Here is a 24,003-nt window from a genome sequence, read left to right on the forward strand (position 1 = left end):
TGATGGCGGTCCTCGTCGCGCTCGGCGCGTTCCTGATGACGCTGGCCGGCGGCTGGACGGCACAGCGCGTGACCGACCGTCGCCATCTGGTCCTGGGCCTGGCCGGCGGTCTGATGCTCGGGGTGGTCGGCCTCGATCTGCTGCCGGAGGCGCTGCGCGCGGCCGGCCGCGAGATCTTCGGCGTGCCGGCCGCTCTGCTGCTGTTCGTGGCCGGCTTCCTGCTGGCCCATCTGGTCGAGCGCACCCTGGCCGCCCGCCAGGCCGCGCACGGCGGCGACGAGCACGGTCACCGGGCGCCTGAGGTGGGCCTGACGGCGGCCGGCGCGATGGTCGGCCACAGTGCGATGGACGGTGTGGCGATCGGCGCGGCCTTCCAGGTGGGCGGCGGTATGGGCGCGGCGGTGGCGCTCGCCGTCATCGCCCACGACTTCGCGGACGGCTTCAACACGTTCACCATCACGAGCCTGTACGGCAACGCGCGCCGCCGGGCGATAGGCATGCTGGTCGCGGACGCCTGCGCACCGGTTCTCGGCGCCCTGTCCACGATCTTCGTCACCATCCCCGAGACCGTTCTCGGCGGCTATCTCGGCCTCTTCGGCGGCGTCCTGCTCTACCTGGCCGCCGCCGAGATCCTCCCCGAGGCCCACCATGAGCACCCGGCCCGTTCGACGCTGCTCTGCACGGTCGCGGGCGCCGCCTTCATCTGGCTGGTGGTGGGCATCTCGGGCTGAGGTCCCGCCGTTCACAGCTTCCCGCCTCTGCCACCGTCCCGGCGCGGGGGCGCGATGAGCGTGGAGAGGTACGGCAGCGGGGAGTCGTCGAGCTCGGCGGCGGGCCGGATGGACTCCTCGGCCAGCCCCAGCGCCGACCCCCACACCGCGTCCTCGACCCGACCGGTCTCCCGCAGCGCCTCGACCACCTCACCGGCCAGCCGTCCGAACTTGTACGCCACGACCGTCCCCGGCCCGCTCAGCGCGTCCTTGAGCACCCCGGTACCCGCCGTCACCGGCACCAGCGTCAGCGGTTCGGTCCCCTCGGTGAGCACGGCCCCGGACCGGGCGGCGAGATCCTGCATGGCGGTGATCCCGGGCACGGTCTCGACGACGACGTCCGGCACCAGCTCGGCGATGGTCTGCGCGAGATACGTGAACGTCGAATAGACATTCGGATCCCCGATGGTGGCGAAGGCGACCGACCCGTGCCCGCGCAGCAACGCGGCGACCTTCGCGCCCGCCGCGTCCCAGGCAGCCTCCCGCCGCCCCCGGTCACTGCGCTCGTTGAGCGCGAACACGACCCGTACGACCTTGTCCTCGGGGACGTAGTGCAGAACCGTGGCCTCGGCACGCCCCCGCTCCCCGGTGTCCATCACGGGCACCACGACGACATCGGCCGCGCGCAGGGCGTTGACCCCCTTGACGGTCACCAGCTCGGGGTCACCGGGACCCACCCCGACTCCGACCAACCTGCTGCTGCTCATGACGTCCGGCACCTCTCCACGAACCTTCGGGCCACACCGGGCTCGGACGCCCAGTGCGTGTGCAGATAACTCGCGTGCACACCCTGCTGTACAAAACCTTCGACATGCGGCCGGGGCGTACGCACACCCCACGCCGGCGCGGCCCCCGCCCCCGGCTCCACCACGGTCCGGTGGAACTCGTGCCCCCGCATCCGCGTCCCGGCGACGGCCAGCACACTGTCCCCGACGGCGACGGCGTCCCGGTACCCGAGAGTCAGCCGTTCCGACATCCGCGCGCTCGCGTCCAGCACACCGCACATGGGCAGCGCGTCGAGTTCACGGCAGAGGTAGAGCAGCCCGGCACACTCGGCGGCGACGGGAGCACCGCGCTCCGCGAGGGCGGCGATGTCCTTCCGGAGCGCCTCATTGGCCGACAACTCCGCGCCGTACACCTCGGGAAACCCACCCCCGACGACCAACCCGCGTGTCCCTTCGGGGAGTTGCTCGTCACGGAGGGGGTCGAAGACAACGACCTCGGCCCCTGCGGCGGCCAGCAGCTCGGTGTGCTCGGCATAGGAGAAGGTGAACGCCTCGCCTCCGGCCACGGCAACGACCAGCCCGTCCGGCGTTGGAGGACGAGGCCGTTCAGGCCGAAGCGGGGGCGAGGAAACCAAGGCCTCGGCCGCATCCCAAGCCGCACCCGACAACACTCCCGCACCCCGCGCCAGCCCCATCAACGCATCCAGGTCACACCCGTCGGAGACCTGCGCGGCCATCGCCGCCACCGCCTCGACAGCCTCCCCCCGCCGCTCCGCGACCGGCACCAACCCCAGATGCCGAGACGGCGTATCCACCTGAGCCACCCGCCGCAGCACCCCGAACACCGGCACCCCGGCCGCCTCCAGCGCCTCCCGCAGCAACTCCTCGTGCCGGTCCGACGCCACCTTGTTCAGGATCACGCCCCCGACCCGCACCTCCGGATCCCACGACGCGAACCCGTGCACCAGCGCCGCCACCGACCGCGACTGCGACGACGCGTCCACGACCAGCACCACCGGCGCCCGCAGCAGCTTCGCGACATGCGCGGTGGACGCCAGCTCCCCTTCCCCCGCCGCCCCGTCGTACAGCCCCATCACACCCTCGACGACGGCCAGATCGCACCCGCGCGCACCGTGCGCGAACAGCGGACCGATCAACTCCGGCCCGCACAGGTACGCGTCGAGGTTCCGCCCCACCCGCCCGGTGGCGAGCGAGTGATACCCGGGGTCGATGTAGTCCGGCCCCACCTTGTGCGGAGACACGGCAAGCCCCCGCGCGGCGAACGCGGCCATCAACCCCGTGGCGACGGTGGTCTTGCCGCTGCCGGAGGACGGCGCGGCAATGACCAGCCGTGGGACGGAAAGGGAACTCACCACGACCTCACCACTCGATGCCCCTCTGCCCCTTCTGCCCCGCGTCCATCGGGTGCTTGACCTTGGACATGTCGGTGACGAGATCGGCGAAGTCGACGAGCTTCTCGGGCGCGTTCCGCCCGGTGATCACGACATGCTGGGTCCCGGGCCGGTTCCGCAGCACGTCGACCACCTCGTCCGTGTCCACCCACCCCCAGTGCATCGGGTACGCGAACTCGTCGAGTACGTACAGCCGGTACGTCTCGGCGGCGAGGTCCCGCTTGACCTGCTCCCAGCCCTCCCGGGCCTTCTCCTCGTTGTCCATCTGCGCGTCGCGCTGCACCCAGGACCAGCCCTCGCCCATCTTGTGCCAGTCGACGGTCCCGCCCTCGCCGGAGGCGCCCAGCACCCGCAGCGCGTTCTCCTCGCCGACCTTCCACTTCGCCGACTTGACGAACTGGAACACCCCGATGGGCCACCCCTGGTTCCAGGCGCGCAACGCGAGCCCGAACGCGGCGGTGGACTTGCCCTTGCCCACGCCCGTGTGCACGACCACCAGCGGCCGGTTACGGCGCTGACGGGTCGTCAGTCCGTCGTCCGGTACGACACTCGGCTGCCCCTGCGGCATTACGCGGCCCTCCTCTGTACGTCCTTCACCAGTCCGGCGATCGAGTCCGCCCGCAACTCGTCGAGCGTCACCGCCGTTCCGCCCAGCTCGCCCGCCAACTGCCCGGCGAGTCCCAGCCGTACCGGCCCGGACTCGCAGTCCACGACCACCGAGGCGACCCCGTCGGCCGCGAACAGCCGTGCGGCCCGCCCCGCGAGGGCGACCGGCTCGGGTCCGCCGGTGGCACGCCCGTCGGTCACCAGTACCACCAGCGCCCGCCGCGCGGGATCCCGCAACCGCTCCACCCGCAGCACGTCGTGCGCCTTGAGCAGCCCGGCCGCCAGCGGCGTACGCCCGCCCGTCGGCAGCGACTCCAGCCGGGCCGCCGCCGCGTCCACCGACGAGGTCGGCGGCAGCGCCACCTCGGCTGCGGCCCCCCGGAACGTCACCAGCCCCACCTTGTCCCGCCGCTGGTACGCGTCGAGCAGCAACGACAGCACGGCCCCCTTCACCGCGCTCATCCGCTGCCGGGCCGCCATCGACCCGGACGCGTCGACCACGAACAGCACGAGGTTGCCCTCGCGCCCCTCCCGGGCCGCCTGCCGCAGATCGTCCCGCCGGATCACCAGCCCCGGCCCGGACCGCCCGCGGGCCCGCTGGTGCGGGGCGGCGGCCTGCACGGTCGCCGCCAGATGCAGCTTGGTCAGGGTCCCGCGCGGCCGGCGCGCGCCCGTGGTCCGCCCGTGCTCGGTCCGCGCCCGGGACCGCCGTCCGGCGGCGCCCTCGCCGATCCCGGGCACGCTCAGCACCTTGGTGCGAAAGGGCTCGGCGGCCCGCACCGGAGCCTGTTCGCCGCCGCCGGCCTGCCGCGGCACGCCGTCGCCCTCCCCGGCCTCGGGCCGGGCGGCACCGTCCGTGTCACCGTCGCCCTGCGGCCCCTCGTCGGGCTGCGGCTGCCCGCCGCCCCCACCGGGACCGTCGGGATCCGGATCGTCGTCGCTCCCGTCCTCCGCGGCGAACTCCTCCAGCGTCTGGTCCAGCTTGTCCTCGTCGAGCCCCGGCGCGTCGAAGGGGTTGCGGCGCCTGCGGTGCGGCAGCGCGAGCAGCGCGGCCTGCCGGACGTCCTCCGCCAGCACCTCGGTCCGCCCGGCCCACGCGGCCAGCGCCGTCGCGGTCCGCGCCATCACGATGTCGGCGCGCATACCGTCGACCTCGAAGGCCGCGCAGGTCGCCGCGATCTGCCGCAGCGCCCCGTCGCCGAGGCGCACCTTCGGCAACAACTCCCGCGCCGCCACGATCCGTTGCCGGACAGCGGTCTCCTCGTCGGCCCAACGCGCCGCGAAACCAAGCGGATCGTCGTCGTACGCGAGCCGCCGCCGTACGACCTCCACCCGCTGGTCGGGCTCGCGGGAGGCGGCCACCTCCACGGTCAGGCCGAACCGGTCGAGCAACTGCGGCCGCAGTTCGCCCTCTTCGGGGTTCATGGTGCCGACGAGGAGGAACTTCGCGGCGTGCCGTACCGACACACCCTCGCGCTCCACGTACGACGAGCCCATCGCGGCCGCGTCCAGGAGCAGGTCGACCAGGTGGTCGTGGAGGAGGTTGACCTCGTCGACGTAGAGGATGCCCCGGTGCGCGTCGGCCAGCAGGCCCGGCTCGAAGGCCTTCACGCCCTCGGCGAGGGCCCGTTCGATGTCGAGGGCGCCGACCAGCCGGTCCTCCGACGCGCCCACCGGCAGCTCGACCATCCGCGCCGGGCGGGACTCGAAGGCGCCGGGCGGGTGGTGCGGGCCGTCCGGGCAGGCCGGGTCGGGGGACGCGGGGTCGCAGGAGAAGCGGCAGCCGGCGACGACGTCCACGGCCGGCAGCAGCGCGGAGAGGGCACGTACCGCCGTCGACTTGGCGGTGCCCTTCTCACCGCGCACCAGCACCCCGCCGACCGCCGGTGACACGGCGTTCAGCAGCAGCGCGAGCCGCAGGTCGTCCTGTCCGACGACGGCCGTGAAGGGGAAGGGGGTGCTCACTGGTCGTCGCCCTCCAAGTCGCCTTCCAGTTCCAGGTAGGTGGCGCGCAGCCGCTCCAGGGTGTCCGCGTCCGGCTCGGCCCACAGGCCCCGGTCGGCGGCCTCCAGGAGCCGTTCGGTGATCCCGCGCAGCGCCCACGGGTTGGACTTCTTCATGAAGTCCCGGTTCTCCGCGTCGAAGACGTACTCCGCGCTGAGCTTCTCGTACATCCAGTCGTCGACCACGCCCGCCGTGGCGTCGTAGCCGAAGAGGTAGTCGACGGTCGCCGCCATCTCGAAGGCGCCCTTGTAGCCGTGCCGGCGCATGGCCGCCATCCAGCGGGGGTTGACCACCCGGGCCCGGAAGACGCGGTGCGTCTCCTCGCCGAGCGTCCGGGTCTTCACCTGGTCCGGTGTGGCCGAATCGCCCACGTACGCCTCGGGGTTGGTGCCGGTCAGATGGCGCACCATGGCGACCATGCCACCGTGGTACTGGAAGTAGTCGTCGGCGTCCACGAGGTCGTGCTCGCGCGTGTCCACGTTCTTCGCGGCGACGGCGATCCGCCGGAACGCGGTCTCCATGTCCCCGCGCGCCGCCCGCCCGTCCAGCCCGCGGCCGTAGGCGTAACCGCCCCACACCGCGTACACCTCGGCCAGATCGGCGTCGGACCGCCAGTTCCGCGCGTCGATCAGCGGCAGCAGCCCGGCCCCGTACGCCCCCGGCTTGGAGCCGAAGATACGGGCGGTCGCGCGCCGCCGGTCGCCGTGCTCGGCGGTGTCCTCGTCGGCGTGCGCCCGCACGTAGTTGGACTCCGCCGGTTCGTCCAGCTCGGCGACCTTGCGCACCGCGTCGTCGATCAGCCCGACCACGTGCGGGAACGCGTCCCGGAAGAAGCCGGAGATCCGGACGGTGACGTCGATGCGAGGCCGGCCCAGTTCCTCCAGGCCGATCACCTCGAAGCCGGTCACCCGGCGCGAGGCCTCGTCCCAGACCGGACGGCAGCCCAGCAGCGCCAGGATCTCCGCGATGTCGTCGCCCTGGGTGCGCATCGCGGACGTGCCCCACACCGTCAGGCCGACGGACTTCGGGTACTCGCCGGTGTCCTGGAGGTAGCGCTGCACGAGCGAGTCCGCGAGCGACTGGCCGACCTCCCAACTCAGCCGGGACGGAATGGCCTTGGGGTCGACCGAGTAGAAGTTCCGGCCGGTCGGGAGGACGTTGACCAGTCCGCGGGTGGGCGAGCCCGAGGGGCCCGCCGGGACGTAACCGCCGTCCAGGGCCTTCAGGATGTGCCCGATCTCGTCCGTGGTCCGGGCGAGGCGCGGTACGACCTCGTTGCACGCGAACTCCAACACCGCGACGGCATCGGGCAGTTCGGTACCGAGGACCTCCCGTACGATCGCGCGGCTCTCGGCGACGGCCCAGGCCCGCTGCTCCATGCCCTCCGCGACCCGGCGGCACAGCTGCTCCAGCAGGTCGATCGCGTCCGCCGCCGTCCGCGACGGACCCTCGACGAGATCCGACAGCTCGACCGGCACCTTCACCGGCGCCCCCGGCTCGGCCAGCAACTCCTTCTCGACCAGACCGAAATACGCGGCGAAGGCGGCGCGGAGCCCCGGCAGCGCGTTCGCCTGCCCGCCCCACACCTGCGAGGCCCGCAGCACGGCCAGCACCAGGTTCACCCGCGGCTCACCGACCGGGCCACCGCCCAGGATGTGCAGGCCGTCACGGATCTGCACGTCCTTGATCTCGCACAGATAGCCGTCGATGTGCATGACGAACGAGTCGAAGTCGTCGTCCTCCGGCTGCTCGTCCACGTGCAGGTCGTGATGCAGCTCGGCCGCCTTGACCAGCGTCCAGATCTGGGCGCGGACGGCCGGCGCCTTCGTCGGGTCCAGATCCGACACCAGCGCGTACTCGTCGAGCAGCTGCTCCAGCTTGGCCAGGTCGCCGTAGGTGTCGGCGCGGGCCATCGGCGGCACCAGGTGGTCGACGACGGTGGCGTGCCCGCGCCGCTTGGCCTGGGTGCCCTCGCCGGGGTCGTTGACGATGAACGGGTAGATCAGCGGCAGATCGCCGAGCACCGCGTCCGGCGCACAACCGGCGCTCAGGCCGAGGCCCTTGCCCGGCAGCCACTCCATCGTGCCGTGCTTGCCCATGTGCACGATCGCGTCCGCGCCGAAGGAGTTCTCCAGCCAGCGGTAGGCGGCCATGTAGTGGTGCGACGGCGGCATGTCCGGGTCGTGGTAGATCGCGATCGGGTTCTCCCCGAAGCCGCGCGGCGGCTGGATCATGACGACGGCGTTTCCGAACTGGAGCGAGGCGAGCACGATGTCGTCCCCGTCGACGTACAGGGAGCCCGGCGGCTCGCCCCACGCCTGCGTCATCGCGTCGCGCAGCTCGGGGTCGAGCTTCTCGAACCACGCCCGGTAGTCCGCCAGCGGCACCCGCGCGGGCGCGGCGGCCAGCTGATCCTCCGTCAGCCACTCCACGTCGTGCCCGCCGGCCTCGATGAGACGGTGGATCAACTCGTCGCCGCCGGAGGGGTATCCGGTGACGCCGTACCCGGCGTCCCGGAGCGCGTCCAGTACCCGGACCGCCGACGCGGGGGTGTCCAGGCCCACCGCGTTGCCCACCCGCGAATGCTTGGTCGGATACGCGGTGAAGACCAGCGCGACCCGCTTCTCCGCGTTCGGCTTGTGCCGCAACCTGGCGTGCCGTACGGCGATTCCGGCGACGCGTCCGGCCCGCTCGGGGTCGGCAACATACACCGGGACGTCGTCCGGACCCTGCTCCTTGAACGAGAACGGCACGGTGATCAGCCGTCCGTCGAACTCCGGGATCGCGACCTGCATCGCCGCGTCCATGGGGGAGAGGGCGGCGTCCGACTCGTCCCAGGCGGAGTGCGAGGAGGTGAGGCAAAGGCCTTGCAGGACAGGGATGTCGAGGTCGGCGAGGGCGCCGATGTCCCAGGCCTCCTCGTCGCCGCCGGCCGAGGCCTGCGACGCGTGGGTGCCGCCCGCGGCCAGCACGGTGGCCACCAGCGCGTCGGCCCCGGCGAGGATCTCGTACAGCCCGGCATCCGCCCCGCGCAGCGAACCGCAGTACACCGGAAGGGCGTTGGCGCCGTGCGCCTCGATCGCGTCGCACAGGGTGTCCACGAAGGCGGTGTTGCCGCTCAGTTCATGGGCCCGGTAGAAGAGCACGCCGACCGTGGGACGGCCCTCCTGGATCTCGTACGAGCCGTGCACCCCGAACTCGGGCATCTTCTGCGGCTCGACGAACCCCTCGCCGGTCAGCAGCACGGTGTCGGACAGGAACCGGGCCAGTTCGGTGAGGTTGGCGGGCCCGCCCTCGACCAGGTACCTGAGGGCCTCGGCCACCACGCCGGCCGGCACCGACGACTCGGCCATCAACTCGGCGTCCGGCACCGCCTCGCCGCCGAGCAGCACGGTCGGGATCCCGGCGGCCTTGAGCACGGCGAGCCCGTCCTCCCAGGCACGCCTGCCGCCGAGCAGCCGTACGACGGCGATGTCCGCGCCCTCGATGAGCGCGGGCAGTTCCGCCGTGACGTCGATGCGCGTCGGATTGCCGATCCGGTAGTCGGCACCGGAGGCGGCCCTGGCCGCCAGCAGATCGGTGTCGGCGGTCGACAACAACAACACTGTGCTCATGCGGGCGCTCCCGGTGGAATGAAAGGCAGTCCTTGCGGCGCGCCCGACTCGATGAGCCGCCAGAGCGCGTCCGTGTCCGCGTGCTGTTCGATCAGGTCGCCGAGCCGGTCGAGCTGCTCCTCGCGCAGCGCGGCGAAGGAGGTGTCGGGGGCCGGCACGAACCGGCGGCCCGCGGCGGCCGCCACCTCGCGCAGGAACGCCCGCCGGAAGCCGTCCGACTCCAGCGAGCCGTGCCAGTGGGTGCCCCAGGTCTGTCCGACCCGGCACCCGTCCAAGCTGTGTCCTCTGCCATCGGAGATGAACGCGTCGCCTCCGGTGACTTCGGCGACCCCGTGATGGATCTCGTACCCCGAGACCCGTTCACCGAGTGCCTCCCCCTCCGGCCGGGTAAGGATCTTCTCGGGGGCGAACCGGACCCTTAGGGGCAGCACCCCGAGGCCCTCGACCTGCCCCCGCCGGCTCTCGACGTCGTCCTCGATGTGCTCACCGAGGATCTGGAAGCCACCGCAGATACCGAGGACGGGCCGGTGTTCGGCGGCCCGGCGCCGCAGCGCGTCCGCGAGCCCGCGCTCCTGCAGCCACTCCAGGGCCCGGACCGTTCCCCGGGTCCCCGGAATCACGACGAGATCGGCGTCGGCGAGTTCCTCCGGCCGGTCCACGAACCGCACCACGACCCCGGGTTCGGCGGCCAGCGCGTCCACGTCCGTGAAGTTGGACATCAGGGGGATGGCACAGACGGCGACCCGCAGTACGTCCTCGCCGACGGGGGGCGCCGTGTTCGACTCCCGTACCGTCCCGCGCAGGGAGACCCGGAGCCCGTCCTCCTCGTCGATGCCGAGGCCGTGCCGGAAGGGGAGGACGCCGTACGTCCGCCGCCCGGTCAGCCCGTGCAGCATGTCGAGCCCGGGTTCCAGCAGGCTCACATCCCCCCGGAACTTGTTGACGAGGAACCCCGCGACGAACTCCTGGTCCTCCGGCGAGAGCAGCGCGACGGTCCCGAAGAAGGAGGCGAAGACGCCCCCGCGGTCGATGTCCCCCACGACCAGCACGGGGAGCCGCGCATTGCGCGCGATCCCCATGTTCACGATGTCGGTCCGGCGCAGGTTGATCTCCGCCGGACTGCCCGCCCCCTCACAGATCACCGCGTCATACGTGCCCCGCAACTCGGCGAGACAGTCGAGCACGGTCCCGAGCAGCTTCTGCTGCCGCCCGCCGTGATAGCCACGCGCACTCAGTTCGCCGACCGGCTTGCCGAGCAGGACGACCTGACTGCTCTGCTCGCCACCGGGCTTGAGCAGCACGGGGTTCATCAGCGCGGTCGGCTCGACCCGGCAGGCCTGCGCCTGCATGGCCTGCGCCCGCCCGATCTCGGCGCCCTCGCGCGTCACGAAGGAGTTGAGGGACATGTTCTGCGCCTTGAACGGCGCGACCTTCACACCCTGCCGCACCAGCCACCGGCAGATACCCGCGGTGACGACACTCTTGCCGGCGTCGGAGGTGGTACCGGCGACGAGGAGACCACCGTTCATGACGTACGTCCCTTCCCGACGAGGCGCGCGGCGACGGTCACGCCGAGCGCGAGCAGACCGACGCGACGGGACAGCCGTACCGCCCGCCGGATGTCCGCGACCTCCACGGCCCGCCCCTTCCGATTCAGCACGGGCCGGTGCTCGACCCGCCCCGCATACGACAACGTCCCCCCGAGCCGTACCCCCAGCGCGCCCGCGAACGACGCCTCCACGGGCCCGGCGTTGGGACTCGGATGCTTGGCCGCGTCGGCCCGCCAGGCCCGTACGGCGCCCCGGGCGTCACCGCCGGCGACCGTCGCCAGCACGGCCGTCAGCCGCGCCCCCGGCCACCCGGCCACGTCGTCCAGCCGCGCGGAAGCCCACCCGTACCGCCGGTACCGGGCCGACTTGTGCCCCACCATGGCGTCCAGGGTGTTGACGGCCCGGAACCCCACGAGCCCCGGCACGCCTGCCACGGCCCCCCACACCAGCGCCCCGACGACGGCGTCGCTGGTGTTCTCGGCGACGGACTCCACCACGGCCCGGGCGATCCCGTCGGCGTCCAGGGCCTGCGGATCCCGTCCGCACAGATGCGGCAGCCGGGCGCGGGCGGCCTCGACGTCACCCGCCTCCAGGGCACGCCCGATGACCCGGGCCTCGCGGGCGAGCGAAGTGCCCCCGACGACGGCCCAGGTGGCGGCGCCGGTGAGGGCGACGGAAGCGGCGGTGGACGGTCGTACGACCCGCTGGGCCAGGGCCCCCAGGGCCACGGCGCCGCCGGCGCACACGGCGGTGTGCAGCGCGCCCCACCCGCGGTGGTCCCGCCACAGCACCCGCTCCACGGCCCCGGCCGCCCGTCCGAACGCGGCGACCGGATGCCCCCGGCGCGGATCGCCGAGCAGCAGATCACCGAGAAGGCCGGCGGCGGCGCCGTACGCGAAGACGCGATCGGCACCCATCGGCTCAGCCGACCGCGGGGTCGGGTACGGGCCGGGTACTGCACCTCGAACGGCAGCCGCGCATGGCGTTGTGTCCTCACTCAGGGTGTCCGCGCCCTGGTTCGACGAGACCGGCGGTGAGAGTTCCTGGCTCCCGGGGATTGCTACCCCGGTGACAGTGGCGGGACCGCGCCGGATTCACACCGGCTTCCTCTCTTGCCGCCGTACATGGCTCCGGAAGTCCACCACGCCCCCGGAAGACCCGTCAACCTGCCGTTGACCTGTGCGGGGAGAGTGTGCGAAGGCCCACATCCGGTGGGCTGACGGTGGCTCATCGGGGCCCCTGGGACATGCCGAAGGCTCCTGACCCGACCATGTCGGACAGGAGCCTTGCCGGCCTCGGAGTTCCCGGCTGCGTCAGGCCTTCGCCACGATCAGGTGGATGCCGTACGCCACGGCCGCCGCGCAGCCCGCGAAGCAGACGTAGGCGGCGGTGACGGCCGGGGCCGCCGAGTTGCCCTGGGCCGTGGCGCGGGCGCGAGCCGAGAGGCCCTTGATGCCGAGGGTGAAGAGGGCCACGAGGCCCACGGTGGCCACGAGGCTGACGCCGAAGACGGAGCCGATGGCTGCCCAGTCGATGCTCATGTTGGTTCTTCCTCGGGGGTCAGACGGTGGCGGCCGGGTCGGTCGCGGGAGCGGCGGGGGAGGGGATCGTGGCGGTGAGGCCGTCGGTCACCGTGACCGCGGGCGGGGGCGTGACCGCGGCGATCGCCGCGGTGACCACGCCGGCCGGCTCCTCGGCGGCGGTGTCGTTGACGTTGCCGCTGTCCACGACCTCGCGGCGGGAGAGCTTCCAGATCGCGGCGCTGGAGGCCACCAGGAAGACGGCGACGACCGCCGTGCCCCAGTCCCCGAGTTCCGTCACGGACTCGGCGAGCGCGCCGACCAGCGCGGCCGCCGGGAGGGTGAGCAGCCAGGCGACGACCATGCGGGTCGCGGTGGACCAGCGGACCGTGCCGCCCTTGCGGCCCAGGCCCGCGCCCATCACGGAACCGGAGACGACATGCGTCGTGGAGAGGGAGAAGCCGAGGTGGGAGGAGGCCAGGATGGCGGTGGCCGCGCTGGTCTGGGCGGCGAAGCCCTGCTGCGGCTGAAGGTCGGTCAGGCCCTTGCCCATGGTGCGGATGATGCGCCAGCCGCCGATGTAGGTGCCGAGCGCGATGGCGAGACCGGCCGAGAGGATGACCCAGGTGGGAGGGTTCGAGCCGGGGGCGATGGAACCGCCCGCGATCAGCGCGAGCGTGATGATGCCCATCGTCTTCTGCGCGTCGTTGGTGCCGTGCGCGAGCGAGACCAGGCCGGCGGAGGCGATCTGGCCGGCGCGGTAGCCCTTGCGGGTCGCCTCGTCGTCGGCGTTCTTCGAGAGCGCGTAGGAGAAGCGGGTGGAGAGCATCGCCGCGAGGCCCGCGACCAGGGGAGCGGCCACGGCCGGCAGCAGGACCTTGGTGACGAGCACGTCGCCGTGGACGGCGCCGAACCCGGCCGAGGCGACGGTGGCGCCGACCAGACCGCCCATGAGGGCGTGCGACGAGCTGGAGGGCAGGCCCACCAGCCAGGTCACGAGGTTCCAGAGGATGGCGCCGACCAGGGCGGCGAAGATGACCTCGGGGCGTATGCCGTTCTCGTCGACGAGGCCCTTGGAGATCGTGTTGGCGACCTCCACGGAGAGGAAGGCGCCCACCAGATTGAGTGCGGCGGACATGGTCACCGCGATCTTGGGCTTGAGCGCGCCGGTCGAGATGGTCGTGGCCATCGCGTTGGCGGTGTCGTGGAAACCGTTCGTGAAATCAAACGCGAGTGCGGTTACGACCACAATCGCGAGGATCAGCGAGAAGCTTTCCATTTACCCAGGCAATCTTTAGAAGTCATCGGTCGTTGGACAGTAGGCAACCTGAGTGAACGGAAGATGAACTGGGATGGTCTCTGTGGTGTCCTGGATCGGCTTTGAGGTGCCCATGGGCGGGAGCGACCGAGGCCGCCGTCCCGGTTCCGGTCCGGCGGCCCAGTCGCCCCTTGGTCAGTAGCCCTTGGCGAACGACTTCAGTCGGCTCGCCGACCCGTTGAAGAGATTCTGGTCACCCGGCAGGCTGCCGCTGTTGTCGTACTGCCAGAAGGTCCAGGACGACCAGCCGGCCGGCAGCGAGCCGGCGTCCGCCGAGCCGTGGCGGGCGATCCACAGCGCGTGGTCGGCGGCGAAGGCGCTGCTGCCGCCGGTGCACAGGTTCCACCAGTGGGTGGTCGTGTAGATCACCGGCCGCCGGCCGGTCTCCCGCTGCAGCTCGTCGCTGAAGGACCTGATCCAGCCGACCATCTTGGAGGTGCTCAGGCCGTAGCACTTGTGCTTCTTGTCGTACGGGTCGTACTCGACGTCGAGCGCGGGCGGCAGCGTCCAGCCGTCCGCGGTCCAGGTGCCGCCGTGGCTCACGAAGTACGCGGCCTGCTGGGCGCCCGACGACTGGTCCGGCAGGGCGAAGTGGTACGCGCCCCGCATGATCCCGGCCTTGCGTGAGCCGTTGTACTGCTGGCTGAAGTACGGGTTCTGGTAATTGGTGGACTCGGTCGCCTTGATGTAGACGAACCTGGCGCCTTTCGCCTTGGCGCTCGACCAGTCGACGTTCTTCTGGTGCGAGGAGACGTCGTGCCCCTTCGGCAGGCTTGCCACGGATGCCGGTGTCCCGGCGAACGCGGGCGCGGTCCCCGCGAGGGCGAGTGCCACCACGGACGCTGCGAGGACACGGGCGCGGACGCGGTGGCGGTGGCGGTGGCGACGGCGGGACGGAATGCGGTCACAGGCCATGTTTCCCCCCGGAATGGCGACGTGTACGAAAAATCGGTCCAGAGAGTATTGGAAGATCGACGTATGATCGGCGATCTTCGGCCAAGCATGGAAATGAAGCCTTTTACGGTGGTTTGCGCCCTACTGGATTCGGGACGTCCGGCCTAAAGTGCCCTGCCGTGCAGGCCGGTTGAGGCGTCGGCTGACAGGATCGTGCCATGGCTGAGCGGTGGCGGGACGAGCGTGGCGGACGGGCTGAACGGGGCGGCGCACAAGGTGTGTCCGAGCCGCGAAGGAGGGATGTACGCGCGGAGGAGGCCGACGCCTGGCGGGAACTCGTCGCCACGGCCCGCCGCACGGTGACCGACGGACTGGTCGTCGGCACCTCCGGCAACGTCTCGGTCCGCGTCGGCGACACCGTGCTGGTCACGCCGTCGGGCGTGCCGTACGACCGGCTCACCCCGGACGACGTGACAGGCGTGGACCTCACCGGCCGCCAGGTCCTCGGCGCTCTGGTCCCGACCAGCGAACTGCCCATGCATCTGGCCGTCTACGGCAGCACCGACGCCGGCGCCGTCGTCCACACCCACGCCGTCCATGCGACGGCCGTCTCGACCCTGGTCCCCGAACTGCCGGCGATCCACTACATGTCCGGGGCCCTCGGCGGCGCTGTCCGGGTTGCCCCGTATGCGACGTACGGCACCGACGAGTTGGCCGAGAACATGCTCCGCGCCCTGACCGGCCGCTCCGGCTGCCTCCTCCAGAACCACGGCACGATCACCTACGGCACGACCCTGACCCAGGCCTACGACCGCACCGCCCAACTGGAGTGGATGTGCCGCCTGTGGCTGACGGCGTCCTCGGTACCCGGCCTGACCCCGACCCTGCTGTCCACGGACCAGGTGGCGGAGGCGGGGGAGAAGCTACGGGGGTACGGACAGAAAAGAGGCTGACGCGGCTCGGGGCGCAGCCCTCTCCGGGGAGGGGGCAGACTTCGGGCGCGGGCCTCGGGGGTCAGGCCTCGGGGGTCAGGCCTCTGGGGTCAGGCCTCCGGGGGCAGGCCATCGGGGTCAGGCCCCTGGGGCGGGCCTCCAGGGCCTCGGTCGCCCGGATCCGGTTTCCGGTGTCTCGGTCGCCCGGGGCCGGTCTCCGGGCTCCGGTTTCCGGGGGCAGGCCTCCCGGCTCCGGTTTCCGCGGTCTCGGTCGTTCGTGCTCGGTTTCCGGGGCCAGGCATCCCGGGTTCGGTTTCCGGGGTCTCGGTCACTCGGGCTCGGTCTCCGGGCTCAGGCCTCCGGGGTCTCGGTCGCCAGCGCTCGGTCTCCCGGACCCGGTCTCCCGGACCCGGTCTGTCGGAGGCCCGAACTCCCGGGCCGGCCTCCTTCCCTCCACTGGCCGCCGTCCCGGTCCGCCCCGACACTGGACAGGTGCGCCCAGTCAAAGTCACGGCCGCCGCCGTCGGTGCCGTACTCGCCGCCGGCGCGGCCAGTGTGGCCGCCGGGCGGTTCGCCAGTGACGCCGCCCTCAAGGCACCGCCGGGCCGGCCCCTGCCCACCGAACCCCGGCTCACCGTGCACGGCACCGCGGCCGGCCGCATCACCCTCACCCGGGACCTCGCCTCGCTGCGCCCCGGCATCTACGGCCTGGCCGGCGACGGCTCGCACGCGGTCGTCGGCGGCGTCCTGGAGTCCGCCGCGAACACCCCGGACACCGTCGTACGGCGCCTGGAACGCGTGACCCACGGCACCCTCGAGACCGGCGACAAGGTCTGGCTCACCCCCAACGTGCACGTCGGCGACCCGGGGGCGGCGCTCGGCCTGGAGTGCGCCGACATCGACATACCCGGCGAACTCGGCCCGCTGCCCGCCTGGTTCGTACCCGGCTACCGGGACACCTGGGTGATCGCGGTGCACGGACTCGGCACCACCCGAGAGCTCGCCATGAACGTCATGGGCTTCCTGCACGGCCGCCGCCTGCCGGTCCTCGCCCTCGCCTACCGCGGCGACCTCGGCGCCCCGCGCCCTCCGGACGGCCTGAGCCACCTCGGCGAGAGCGAGTGGCGCGACCTGGACGCGGCGATCCGCTACGCCGTCCGCTACGGCGCCCGCCGCGTCGTCCTGTACGGCTGGTCCACCGGCGCCGCCATGGCACTGCGCGCCGCTGCCCACTCGGCGCTCGGCGAGCGCGTCTCCGGGCTGGTCCTCGACTCCCCGGTGCTCAACTGGGAGGCCACCCTGCGCGCCCTCGCCCAGGCCCGGCACACCCCCGAGCCCCTGCTGCCGCTCGCGGTGCGTGCCGCCCAGGGCCGCGCCCGCCTGCACCCCGACCACGTCGGCGACTTCGTCGACCCGGCGCAGCTCACCGTGCCCACCCTGATCGTCCACGGCCCGGACGACACGGTGGCCCCCTGGACCTACTCCCGCCGGCTCGCCACCCGGCGCCCCGACCGGGTCGCCCTGCACACCGTGCCGGACGCCCCGCACGGCGCGATGTGGAACGCCGACCCGAAGCAGTACGAGGAGCGGCTGCGCCGGTTCCTCACCCCGCTGATGTGATGTCACTCCTTGATGTGATTCTTCGATGTGATCCTCGGATGTGATCCGCGGGTGTGATTCTTCCCGCACCCCCGCTCCCGGCCCGGCGCCTGCTCGGCGCAGGCCGGAAGCCCCGGTTCCATCCGGTTCCAGACGTTCCGTTTAAGGCTGTATCACTGGCCTGAACATGTCTCCCCGCCTCCCGTCGGACCCCGTGCGTTGGCCAGCCCCGTCGCCCGGCGTGACATTCCGTTTGGGTTTTCGGACCGTCAACCGGAAGACTGCACCCGTGACGTCCCGTATCCCGCGCGACTCAAGGCTTCGACTCGTCCGAACGCGACCCCTGGCCGCCGCCCCCCGAGCGATGAACCAGCGGCCCGCGCGCCGCCCCGCACCCCGCCCGCCCGAGGGCACCCCGGCCCCCGCCGAACTGGCCAGAATGGCACGCTCGGGCCTGGCCGGAGCGGCCCGCGTCGCCCACTGGGCGGACGCCGCCCTCGGACCCGGCAGCGACGGCGCCACCGCCGACGGCAAGGCCACCCTCTCCGAGGCGACCGCCGAACGCGCGGCAGACGATCTGGGCCTGACCGTGGCTCAGGTGCGCGCCGACTGGGACACCGCCCGGCTCGCCGGCCTGGTCGAGGTGCACGGTGACAGCGCGCGCCCCGGCTGGCGGCTGCGCGCCTGGGACCGCGACGACAGCGCCGTGCTGCGCGGCTGGGTCGCCCTCTTCGACGCCTGGTCGCTCGCCCATCCGGAGCCCACGGATGTCGAGGCCGCGGCCGTCGCCGAGGTCGTCTCGGCCATGCCCCAGGTGCTCTCCTTCCTCCAGCTGTCCGCCGGTCCCGTCCCGGTCGAGCAGCTCCTGGACCTGCTGCGGCAGCGGGTCACCGAACTGCGCACCGAGCGCTGCGAGGTGCCCTACGAGACGGTGACCGGGTCCGGTCCCGTGGCCGCCGTGCGCTCCGCCGACGCCGACCCGGCGGACCGCGCACCGGCCGAGGACCCCGCCCCCGCCGAGGACGCCGAACTCGCCCCCCTGCTCGACTGGTCCCTGCACGCCCTCGCCTCCGTCGGCGCGCTGACCTGCGGCGACGGCCAGGCCACCCTCACCCCGCTGGGCAGCTGGGCGGTCTGGGTCAAGCTGGAGCAGATCTGCGTGGCCGCGCAGAGCCCCGCCGGGAACATCGAGGTCGCCGCCGAGGAGATGCTGCGCGGCTGCGCCCAGCTCCGCCCCAACGCGGCCCGCGCCGAGTACCGCGCCTGGCTCGCCGCCCGCCCCGTCGGCAGCGCCGTCGGCGAACTCGTCGACGCCGCCCGCGGCGAGGACGCCCTGCTGCGCGGCCTCGCCTTCGAGGCGCTGCGGGTCGTCGGCGCCCCCGCCGAACCGGACGTCCGCGCGGTCGTCGAGGAACCCACCCTCAGGCCGTACGCCCTGCTGTGGCTGGCCGAGCACGACGGGGTCGACCCGGAGGACGCCCACGAGGTGCTCACCCGGGAGGAGGCCACCTGGCTCTGGGTGGACACCGCGGCCGCCGTCGCCGACCACGGCGAGGCTCCGATGCTCGTCCGCCACCTGGAGTCGGCGCTGCAGCCCACCGTCCCCGCGCTGCTCGACGAGGTGCGCGCCGTCGGTCACCCGCGCACCGTGCAGGTCCTGGTCGCCCTCGCCGCCGCCCACCCGGACCCGGCGCTGGCCAAGGCCGTCCGCCGGGCCGCCTTCCAGGTGCACACCGGCGGATAGCCGCCGGGGTGCCGGGCCGGGCCGAGCCGGGGGCGCCGGATCAGGTGGCTATCTCCGGGGCGTAGGTGCCGAAGCTCCAGACGTTGCCCTCGACGTCCCGGGCCATGTAGTCCCGCGAGCCGTAGTCCTGGTCCGTCGGGGGCATCAGGATCTCGGCGCCGTGGTCCACGGCTCGCTGGTGGTGTGCGTCGACGTCGTCCACGACGATGTACACCCCGGTCGGGCCCGCGCCCTCCATCGCCGCGTCGAAGCGGCCGCCGCGTCCCGTGGAGCCCAGCATGATCGCGCCGTTGCCCTGCGCCAGCTCGGCGTGGAGCACCATGCCGTCCTCGTCCTCGTACACCGACAGCTCGGTGAAGCCGAAGGCCTCCGTCAGCTGTTTGATCGCCGCCTTCGCGTCCGCGTACAGCAGTGACGGATAGATGCTCGGACGTCCGCCGGTCATGCCTGCCATCCCGATCACTCCCTCGTGTGCCGGTCCCCCGAAAGCCGTCTTTCCGGCCTGCTGCACAGTTTTGCACCCGCCACTGACAACGCCCCGGGAACCGACGGGAGCCGCTCACCGGAAGGTGTCGCACCGCCCCATGTCCCCGGTCCGGTACCCCTGGTAGAACCACTGCTGCCGCTGCTGCGCCGACCCGTGCGTCCAGGTCTCCGGCGTCACCCGCCCCTGGAACCGCTCCTGGATCCGGTCGTCGCCCACGGCCGCCGCGGCGTTCAGGCCGTCCCTGATGTCCGCGTTCGTCAGACTGGTGATCAGCGGCCGGCCGGTCGACTCGTCCTTCGTGGTCGTGGCGTGCCGCGCCCACACCCCGGCGAAGCAGTCGGCCTGGAGCTCCACCTTCACCGCGTTGCTGTCGACGCCGGTCAGGTTGTCCCGCGACCTGCTCAACGTACCCGTCAGGTCCTGCACATGGTGCCCGTACTCGTGGGCCACGACATAGGCCTGGGCGAACGGCCCGCCGCTCGCCCCGAACTCGGACCGCAGCTCGTCGAAGAAGCCGAGGTCCAGATAGACCTTCCGGTCGCCCGGGCAGTAGAACGGCCCCACCGCCGAGGTCGCCGTTCCGCACGCGGTGCCGACCCGCCCGGTGAAGAAGACGGTGGGGGCGTTCGTGTAGGTGCCCCGGCGCCGCCGGAACTCCTGCGTCCAGAAGTCCTGCACGCTGTTGACCACCGCCACGGTCCGGCAGTCCTGCCTGGTGTTCGCGTCCTGTCCGGTACGACAGCTCTGCTGCACCTGTGCCAGGGAGGAGGACGCGGGCGCGGGCGAGCTGTCACCGGAGGAGAGGCCCAGCTGCTCGGGGCCGACCCCGAAGAACAGGGCGAGGAGCAGTGCGATCAGGCCGGCCAGACCGCCGCCGACGGTCGTCCTGCCGCCGGGGACACGGCTGCCCCGGACATCCTGGACCTCGGAGGTGTCCAGGTTCGCGTCGTCGTCGAACTGCATGGGGCACCGCCCTCTGCTCGCACCGTCCCCCCCGCATCCACCTTGCGGCATCCGCGCCGCCGGTTCGCGCCGGTGGCCCGACCGCCGCCCGATCGGGCGACGTCCCGCCCCGCCCCCGCGTCACGCCCGCCCGTGCGCCGCGGGCGTGACTACGCTCTGCGCCTGGCCGATGGGACACGGGCGCCCGGCCGGGCGCCGGAGGGGGGAGCGGTGGCCGTTCTGCCGCAGGGGAGGACACGGCTGCCGAACCCGGAGACCGCCCCGGGGCCACCGCCCCCAGCCGACCGCTCCGGCGCCCCGGAGCCGCCTCCCACAGCCGACGCCTCTTGCACCCCGAGGCCGTTTCCCACGGCCGACCGCTCCGGCGTCCCTCGCACAGGGCCTCCTCTTGCCGCCGACCGCTCCGGCACCTCTCGCACAGGGCCCCCTCCCGCCGCCGAGCGCTCCGGGGTCTCCCGTGCGGGGCTGCCTGCTGCGGTCGACCGGTCCGGGGTCTCCCGTGCGGGGCCGCCTTCCGTAGCCGACCGGTCCGGGGTCTCCCGTACAGGGTCGCCTTCCGGAGTCGACCGCTCCGGTGCCTCTCGCACAGGGCCCCCTCCCGCCGCCGAGCGCTCCGGGGTCTCCCGTACGGGGCCGCCTTCCGCAGCCGACCGGTCCGGGGTCTCCCGTGCGGGGCCGCCTTCCGCAGCCGACCGCTCCGGTGCCTCTCGCACCGGGCTGCCTTCCGCAGCCGACCGGTCCGGAGCCTCCCGCCCAGAGCGGCCTCCCGCGGCCCACCGCCGTCGAGTCGGGGCGTTCCCGGCACGGTCTCCCGTCGCCGGCCGTCCCGGTGCCACCGCCGATCCGGCTCCGCCTTCGCCGCCGCCCCGCAGTGGCTTCCGGCCGGTCTCCCGCGGGCAGCGGCGCCCCACCCGAGGCAGCCTTCCCGTCACCCTGGTCCTCCTCCTGGTCGCCGCCCTTCTCGGTGTCGCGCATCACATCCGCCCCGCCCCCTACGGCGACCACCTCACCCCCGGCCCGCCCGCGCACACGGCACGCGCGCGTGGGGACGTCGTCGAGGCGTACGACGGGCGGACCCTGCGGTGGCGGTACGCGCGCGTGGGCCGTCGCCCGCTTGACGTGCTGGCCGCGCGCGGGCACGCGATCACCGTCTGGGACGACGGGCTCGTCACCGACACCGACGGCCGCTCCGTGCGCTGGCACCGTGCCCTGCCCGCGGCCACCGGCTGGCTCCGAAGGCAGGGCGCCACCGGCGTCCTGCGTCCCCTCGGCCGCGGCATCCTCGCCGTCGTCACCCCCGCCCGCATCACCGCCTACCGCACCGCCGACGGCGACCTGCGCTGGGTGCTGCCCGCCCGCGCGGGCTGCGCGTTCCGCCCCGAGCGTGCCGTACGTCACGGCGTGGCCCTGCTGGTCGCCCAGCCCTGCGCGCACGGCGCCTGGACCGCGCAGCTCGTCGCCGTGGACGACCTGGGCGGGATCGCCCCGCACCGCACACCCCTGGGCAACGACCGCCCCGGCACGGGGCGCCTCGAACACCCGCACACAGAAAAAGCGCTTGCATCGCCCCGTTAGACTTGGCCCATGGCCATTCTCCTCGCGCATTAGACGGCGGGAACGTCCTCAGCCGCCCACCCGTCAAACCCCGTACGCCCTGGAGTCTGTCCGTGATCTCCGCCTCCGGTATCGAGCTGCGCGCCGGTGCCCGCATCCTCATCGAGAGCGCCACGTTCCGCGTCGCCAAGGGCGACCGCATCGGCCTGGTGGGCCGCAACGGCGCCGGCAAGACCACGCTCACCAAGGTCCTGGCCGGCGAGGGCGTCCCCGCCGCGGGCGCCGTCACCCGCTCCGGCGAGGTCGGCTACCTCCCGCAGGACCCCCGCACCGGCGACCTGGACGTCATCGCCCGTGACCGCATCCTCTCGGCGCGCGGCCTCGACGTACTGATCCGCAAGATGCGGGAGAACGAGCAGCGCATCGCCAACGGCCAGGGCGCCACCCGCGAGAAGGCGCTCAGGCAGTACGAGCGCCAGGAGACCGAGTTCCTCACCAAGGGCGGGTACTCCGCCGAGGCCGAGGCCGCCACCATCGCCGCCGCGCTCAGCCTGCCCGACCGGGTGCTCGGCCAGCCCCTGCACACGCTCTCCGGCGGTCAGCGCCGCCGTATCGAGCTGGCGCGGATCCTGTTCTCCGACGCGGACACGCTCCTCCTCGACGAGCCGACCAACCACCTCGACGCGGACTCGATCGTCTGGCTGCGCGACTACCTGAAGACCTACCGCGGCGGCTTCATCGTGATCTCCCACGATGCCGATCTGGTCGAGACGGTCGTCAACAAGGTGTTCTACCTGGACGCCAACCGTTCCCAGATCGACGTCTACAACATGGGCTGGAAGCTCTACCAGCAGCAGCGCGAGGCCGACGAGAAGCGCCGCAAGCGCGAGCGCGCCAACGCCGAGAAGAAGGCCGCCGCGCTGCACTCCCAGGCCGACAAGATGCGCGCCAAGGCCACCAAGACGGTCGCCGCGCAGAACATGGCCCGCCGCGCCGACAAGCTGCTGGCCGGCCTGGACGCCGTCCGTGTCTCCGACAAGGTCGCCAAGCTCCGCTTCCCGGAACCCTCGCCCTGCGGCAAGACCCCGCTGACCGCCGAGGGCCTGTCGAAGTCGTACGGCTCGCTGGAGATCTTCACCGACGTCGACCTGGCCATCGACAAGGGGTCGAGGGTGGTCATCCTCGGGCTCAACGGTGCCGGCAAGACCACCCTGCTGCGGTTGCTCGGCGGCGTCGAGCAGCCCGACACCGGCGAGGTGATCGAGGGCCACGGCCTCAAGCTCGGCTACTACGCGCAGGAGCACGAGACCCTGGACCCGGACCGCACGGTCCTGGAGAACATGCGCTCGGCCGCCCCCGACATGGACCTCGTCGAGGTCCGCAAGGTGCTGGGCTCGTTCCTGTTCTCCGGCGACGACGTCGACAAGCCCGCCGGGGTCCTCTCCGGCGGCGAGAAGACCCGCCTGGCCCTCGCCACCCTGGTCGTCTCCTCGGCGAACGTCCTGCTCCTCGACGAGCCGACCAACAACCTCGACCCCGCCAGCCGCGAGGAGATCCTCGGCGCCCTGCGCACCTACAAGGGCGCGGTCGTCCTCGTCACCCACGACGAGGGCGCCGTCGAGGCGCTCCAGCCCGAGCGGATCATCCTGCTGCCCGACGGCGTCGAGGACCTGTGGGGCGCCGACTACGCGGACCTCGTCGCCCTCGCCTGAGCACCGATCCCGTCGCCGTCGTTTGATCGAATGCCTGATCCACTGGCTATGGATCATTCGGCCTATCGGTGATCCATCATCTGTGTGAGATCTCCTCGTATCGAGGTGTGTCCTACATCGATTTCGCGGCCGATCCCTTTGTCGACAAGGGGTCGGCCGCTTTCCATGTCTGACCTGGCACTTCACGGAAGAGCTCGTTCGACCTGATGGACAGGCCTCACCGGAATCACAGATTCCACATGTGGGGATGCGCTCCTGTCGTCACAACGATGTCTCACGGACCTTGCCGAATGGGTGGCCATCGGGCCCCGGAGGGGTGATCATGAGGGGACCAGAGCGCACTTCCCATGAGGAGGCACGGGTGGCCGAGACTCTGAAGAAGGGCAGCCGGGTGACCGGCGCCGCGCGCGACAAGCTCGCGGCAGACCTGAAGAAGAAGTACGACTCCGGTGCGAGCATTCGGGCACTGGCCGAGGAAACCGGCCGCTCGTATGGCTTCGTCCACCGGATGCTCAGCGAGTCGGGTGTCACGCTGCGTGGGCGTGGCGGGGCGACGCGGGGCAAGAAAGCCGCGTCCTGACCCCGGGCGGCCCATCGGC

At 72.5% G+C, this 24,003-nt stretch carries 19 protein-coding genes and 1 riboswitch; of the genes, 7 read left to right on the plus strand and 12 right to left on the minus strand.

The features are described 5' to 3' along the window. Nucleotides 1-2: 2 nt before the first annotated feature. Nucleotides 3-731 carry a ZIP family metal transporter gene (locus AB0D85_RS07430; protein ID WP_362315250.1) on the plus strand — a complete coding sequence of 243 codons (729 nt, stop codon included), beginning with the start codon at nt 3-5 and terminating at the stop codon, nt 729-731. A gap of 11 nt (nt 732-742) precedes the next feature. On the opposite strand, the gene cobI is transcribed toward AB0D85_RS07430, so the two are convergent. The 10 genes from cobI to AB0D85_RS07480 all read right to left on the minus strand — a co-directional run bounded on the left by cobI (nt 743) and on the right by AB0D85_RS07480 (nt 14,434). Beyond that, nucleotides 743-1,489 carry a precorrin-2 C(20)-methyltransferase gene (cobI, locus tag AB0D85_RS07435; protein ID WP_362314949.1) on the minus strand — a complete coding sequence of 249 codons (747 nt, stop codon included), beginning with the start codon at nt 1,487-1,489 and terminating at the stop codon, nt 743-745. Further along, nucleotides 1,474-2,871 carry a cobyrinate a,c-diamide synthase gene (locus AB0D85_RS07440; RefSeq protein WP_362314951.1) on the minus strand — a complete coding sequence of 466 codons (1,398 nt, stop codon included), beginning with the start codon at nt 2,869-2,871 and terminating at the stop codon, nt 1,474-1,476. Before AB0D85_RS07440 ends, cobI begins: the two co-directional genes overlap by 16 nt. 4 nt (nt 2,872-2,875) lie before the next feature. Then, on the minus strand, nt 2,876-3,475 hold the full coding sequence (gene cobO, locus AB0D85_RS07445) for a cob(I)yrinic acid a,c-diamide adenosyltransferase (RefSeq protein ID WP_362314954.1): 600 nt from the start codon (nt 3,473-3,475) through the stop codon (nt 2,876-2,878). Further along, complete coding sequence (locus tag AB0D85_RS07450; protein ID WP_362314956.1) at nt 3,475-5,478, minus strand: putative cobaltochelatase; 2,004 nt, start codon at nt 5,476-5,478, stop codon at nt 3,475-3,477. Before AB0D85_RS07450 ends, cobO begins: the two co-directional genes overlap by 1 nt. After that, entirely contained in the window at nt 5,475-9,131 is a 3,657-nt protein-coding gene (gene cobN / locus AB0D85_RS07455) for a cobaltochelatase subunit CobN (RefSeq protein WP_362314959.1), read from the minus strand. The genes AB0D85_RS07450 and cobN overlap by 4 nt, the downstream gene beginning before the upstream one ends. Further along, nucleotides 9,128-10,660 (minus strand): cobyric acid synthase, encoded by a 1,533-nt coding sequence (locus AB0D85_RS07460; RefSeq protein ID WP_362314962.1) that lies wholly within the window; start codon nt 10,658-10,660, stop codon nt 9,128-9,130. Before AB0D85_RS07460 ends, cobN begins: the two co-directional genes overlap by 4 nt. Then, nucleotides 10,657-11,598 carry a cobalamin biosynthesis protein gene (locus tag AB0D85_RS07465; protein ID WP_362314965.1) on the minus strand — a complete coding sequence of 314 codons (942 nt, stop codon included), beginning with the start codon at nt 11,596-11,598 and terminating at the stop codon, nt 10,657-10,659. Before AB0D85_RS07465 ends, AB0D85_RS07460 begins: the two co-directional genes overlap by 4 nt. A 99-nt stretch (nt 11,599-11,697) precedes the next feature. Beyond that, nucleotides 11,698-11,840, minus strand: a riboswitch (cobalamin riboswitch). A gap of 154 nt (nt 11,841-11,994) precedes the next feature. After that, on the minus strand, nt 11,995-12,222 hold the full coding sequence (locus AB0D85_RS07470; RefSeq protein ID WP_362314967.1) for a hypothetical protein: 228 nt from the start codon (nt 12,220-12,222) through the stop codon (nt 11,995-11,997). Between the two features lie 19 nt (nt 12,223-12,241). Then, complete coding sequence (locus AB0D85_RS07475) at nt 12,242-13,480, minus strand: inorganic phosphate transporter (protein ID WP_362314970.1); 1,239 nt, start codon at nt 13,478-13,480, stop codon at nt 12,242-12,244. 174 nt (nt 13,481-13,654) lie between these two features. Further along, nucleotides 13,655-14,434 (minus strand): lysozyme, encoded by a 780-nt coding sequence (locus tag AB0D85_RS07480; protein ID WP_362314972.1) that lies wholly within the window; start codon nt 14,432-14,434, stop codon nt 13,655-13,657. A 197-nt stretch (nt 14,435-14,631) separates the two neighbouring features. Here AB0D85_RS07480 and AB0D85_RS07485 point away from each other — a divergent pair, with 197 nt between their 5' ends. The 3 genes from AB0D85_RS07485 to AB0D85_RS07495 all read left to right on the plus strand — a co-directional run bounded on the left by AB0D85_RS07485 (nt 14,632) and on the right by AB0D85_RS07495 (nt 18,688). Beyond that, complete coding sequence (locus AB0D85_RS07485) at nt 14,632-15,366, plus strand: class II aldolase/adducin family protein (protein WP_362314976.1); 735 nt, start codon at nt 14,632-14,634, stop codon at nt 15,364-15,366. Between the two features lie 471 nt (nt 15,367-15,837). Beyond that, complete coding sequence (locus AB0D85_RS07490; RefSeq protein WP_362314979.1) at nt 15,838-16,965, plus strand: alpha/beta fold hydrolase; 1,128 nt, start codon at nt 15,838-15,840, stop codon at nt 16,963-16,965. 343 nt (nt 16,966-17,308) lie between these two features. Then, on the plus strand, nt 17,309-18,688 hold the full coding sequence (locus tag AB0D85_RS07495) for a hypothetical protein (protein ID WP_362314982.1): 1,380 nt from the start codon (nt 17,309-17,311) through the stop codon (nt 18,686-18,688). A gap of 40 nt (nt 18,689-18,728) precedes the next feature. Here AB0D85_RS07495 and AB0D85_RS07500 read toward each other — a convergent pair whose 3' ends face one another. After that, nucleotides 18,729-19,142, minus strand: coding sequence for a VOC family protein (locus AB0D85_RS07500; RefSeq protein ID WP_362314984.1), 414 nt, complete (start codon nt 19,140-19,142; stop codon nt 18,729-18,731). A 105-nt stretch (nt 19,143-19,247) separates the two neighbouring features. Then, nucleotides 19,248-20,138, minus strand: a complete 891-nt coding sequence (locus AB0D85_RS07505) for a neutral zinc metallopeptidase (protein ID WP_362314987.1) — start codon at nt 20,136-20,138, stop codon at nt 19,248-19,250. Between the two features lie 1,098 nt (nt 20,139-21,236). Here AB0D85_RS07505 and AB0D85_RS07510 point away from each other — a divergent pair. The 3 genes from AB0D85_RS07510 (at nt 21,237) to AB0D85_RS07520 (ending at nt 23,984) form a co-directional block, all read left to right on the plus strand. Then, nucleotides 21,237-21,713 carry a hypothetical protein gene (locus AB0D85_RS07510; RefSeq protein ID WP_362314989.1) on the plus strand — a complete coding sequence of 159 codons (477 nt, stop codon included), beginning with the start codon at nt 21,237-21,239 and terminating at the stop codon, nt 21,711-21,713. A 92-nt stretch (nt 21,714-21,805) separates the two neighbouring features. Continuing rightward, entirely contained in the window at nt 21,806-23,404 is a 1,599-nt protein-coding gene (locus AB0D85_RS07515; protein WP_362314991.1) for an ABC-F family ATP-binding cassette domain-containing protein, read from the plus strand. 361 nt (nt 23,405-23,765) lie between these two features. After that, nucleotides 23,766-23,984 carry a helix-turn-helix domain-containing protein gene (locus AB0D85_RS07520; RefSeq protein WP_046727957.1) on the plus strand — a complete coding sequence of 73 codons (219 nt, stop codon included), beginning with the start codon at nt 23,766-23,768 and terminating at the stop codon, nt 23,982-23,984. The last annotated feature ends 19 nt before the right edge of the window (nt 23,985-24,003 follow it).

It is taken from the genome of Streptomyces sp. NPDC048277 (assembly GCF_040652235.1).
In the GTDB taxonomy this organism is placed as follows: domain Bacteria; phylum Actinomycetota; class Actinomycetes; order Streptomycetales; family Streptomycetaceae; genus Streptomyces.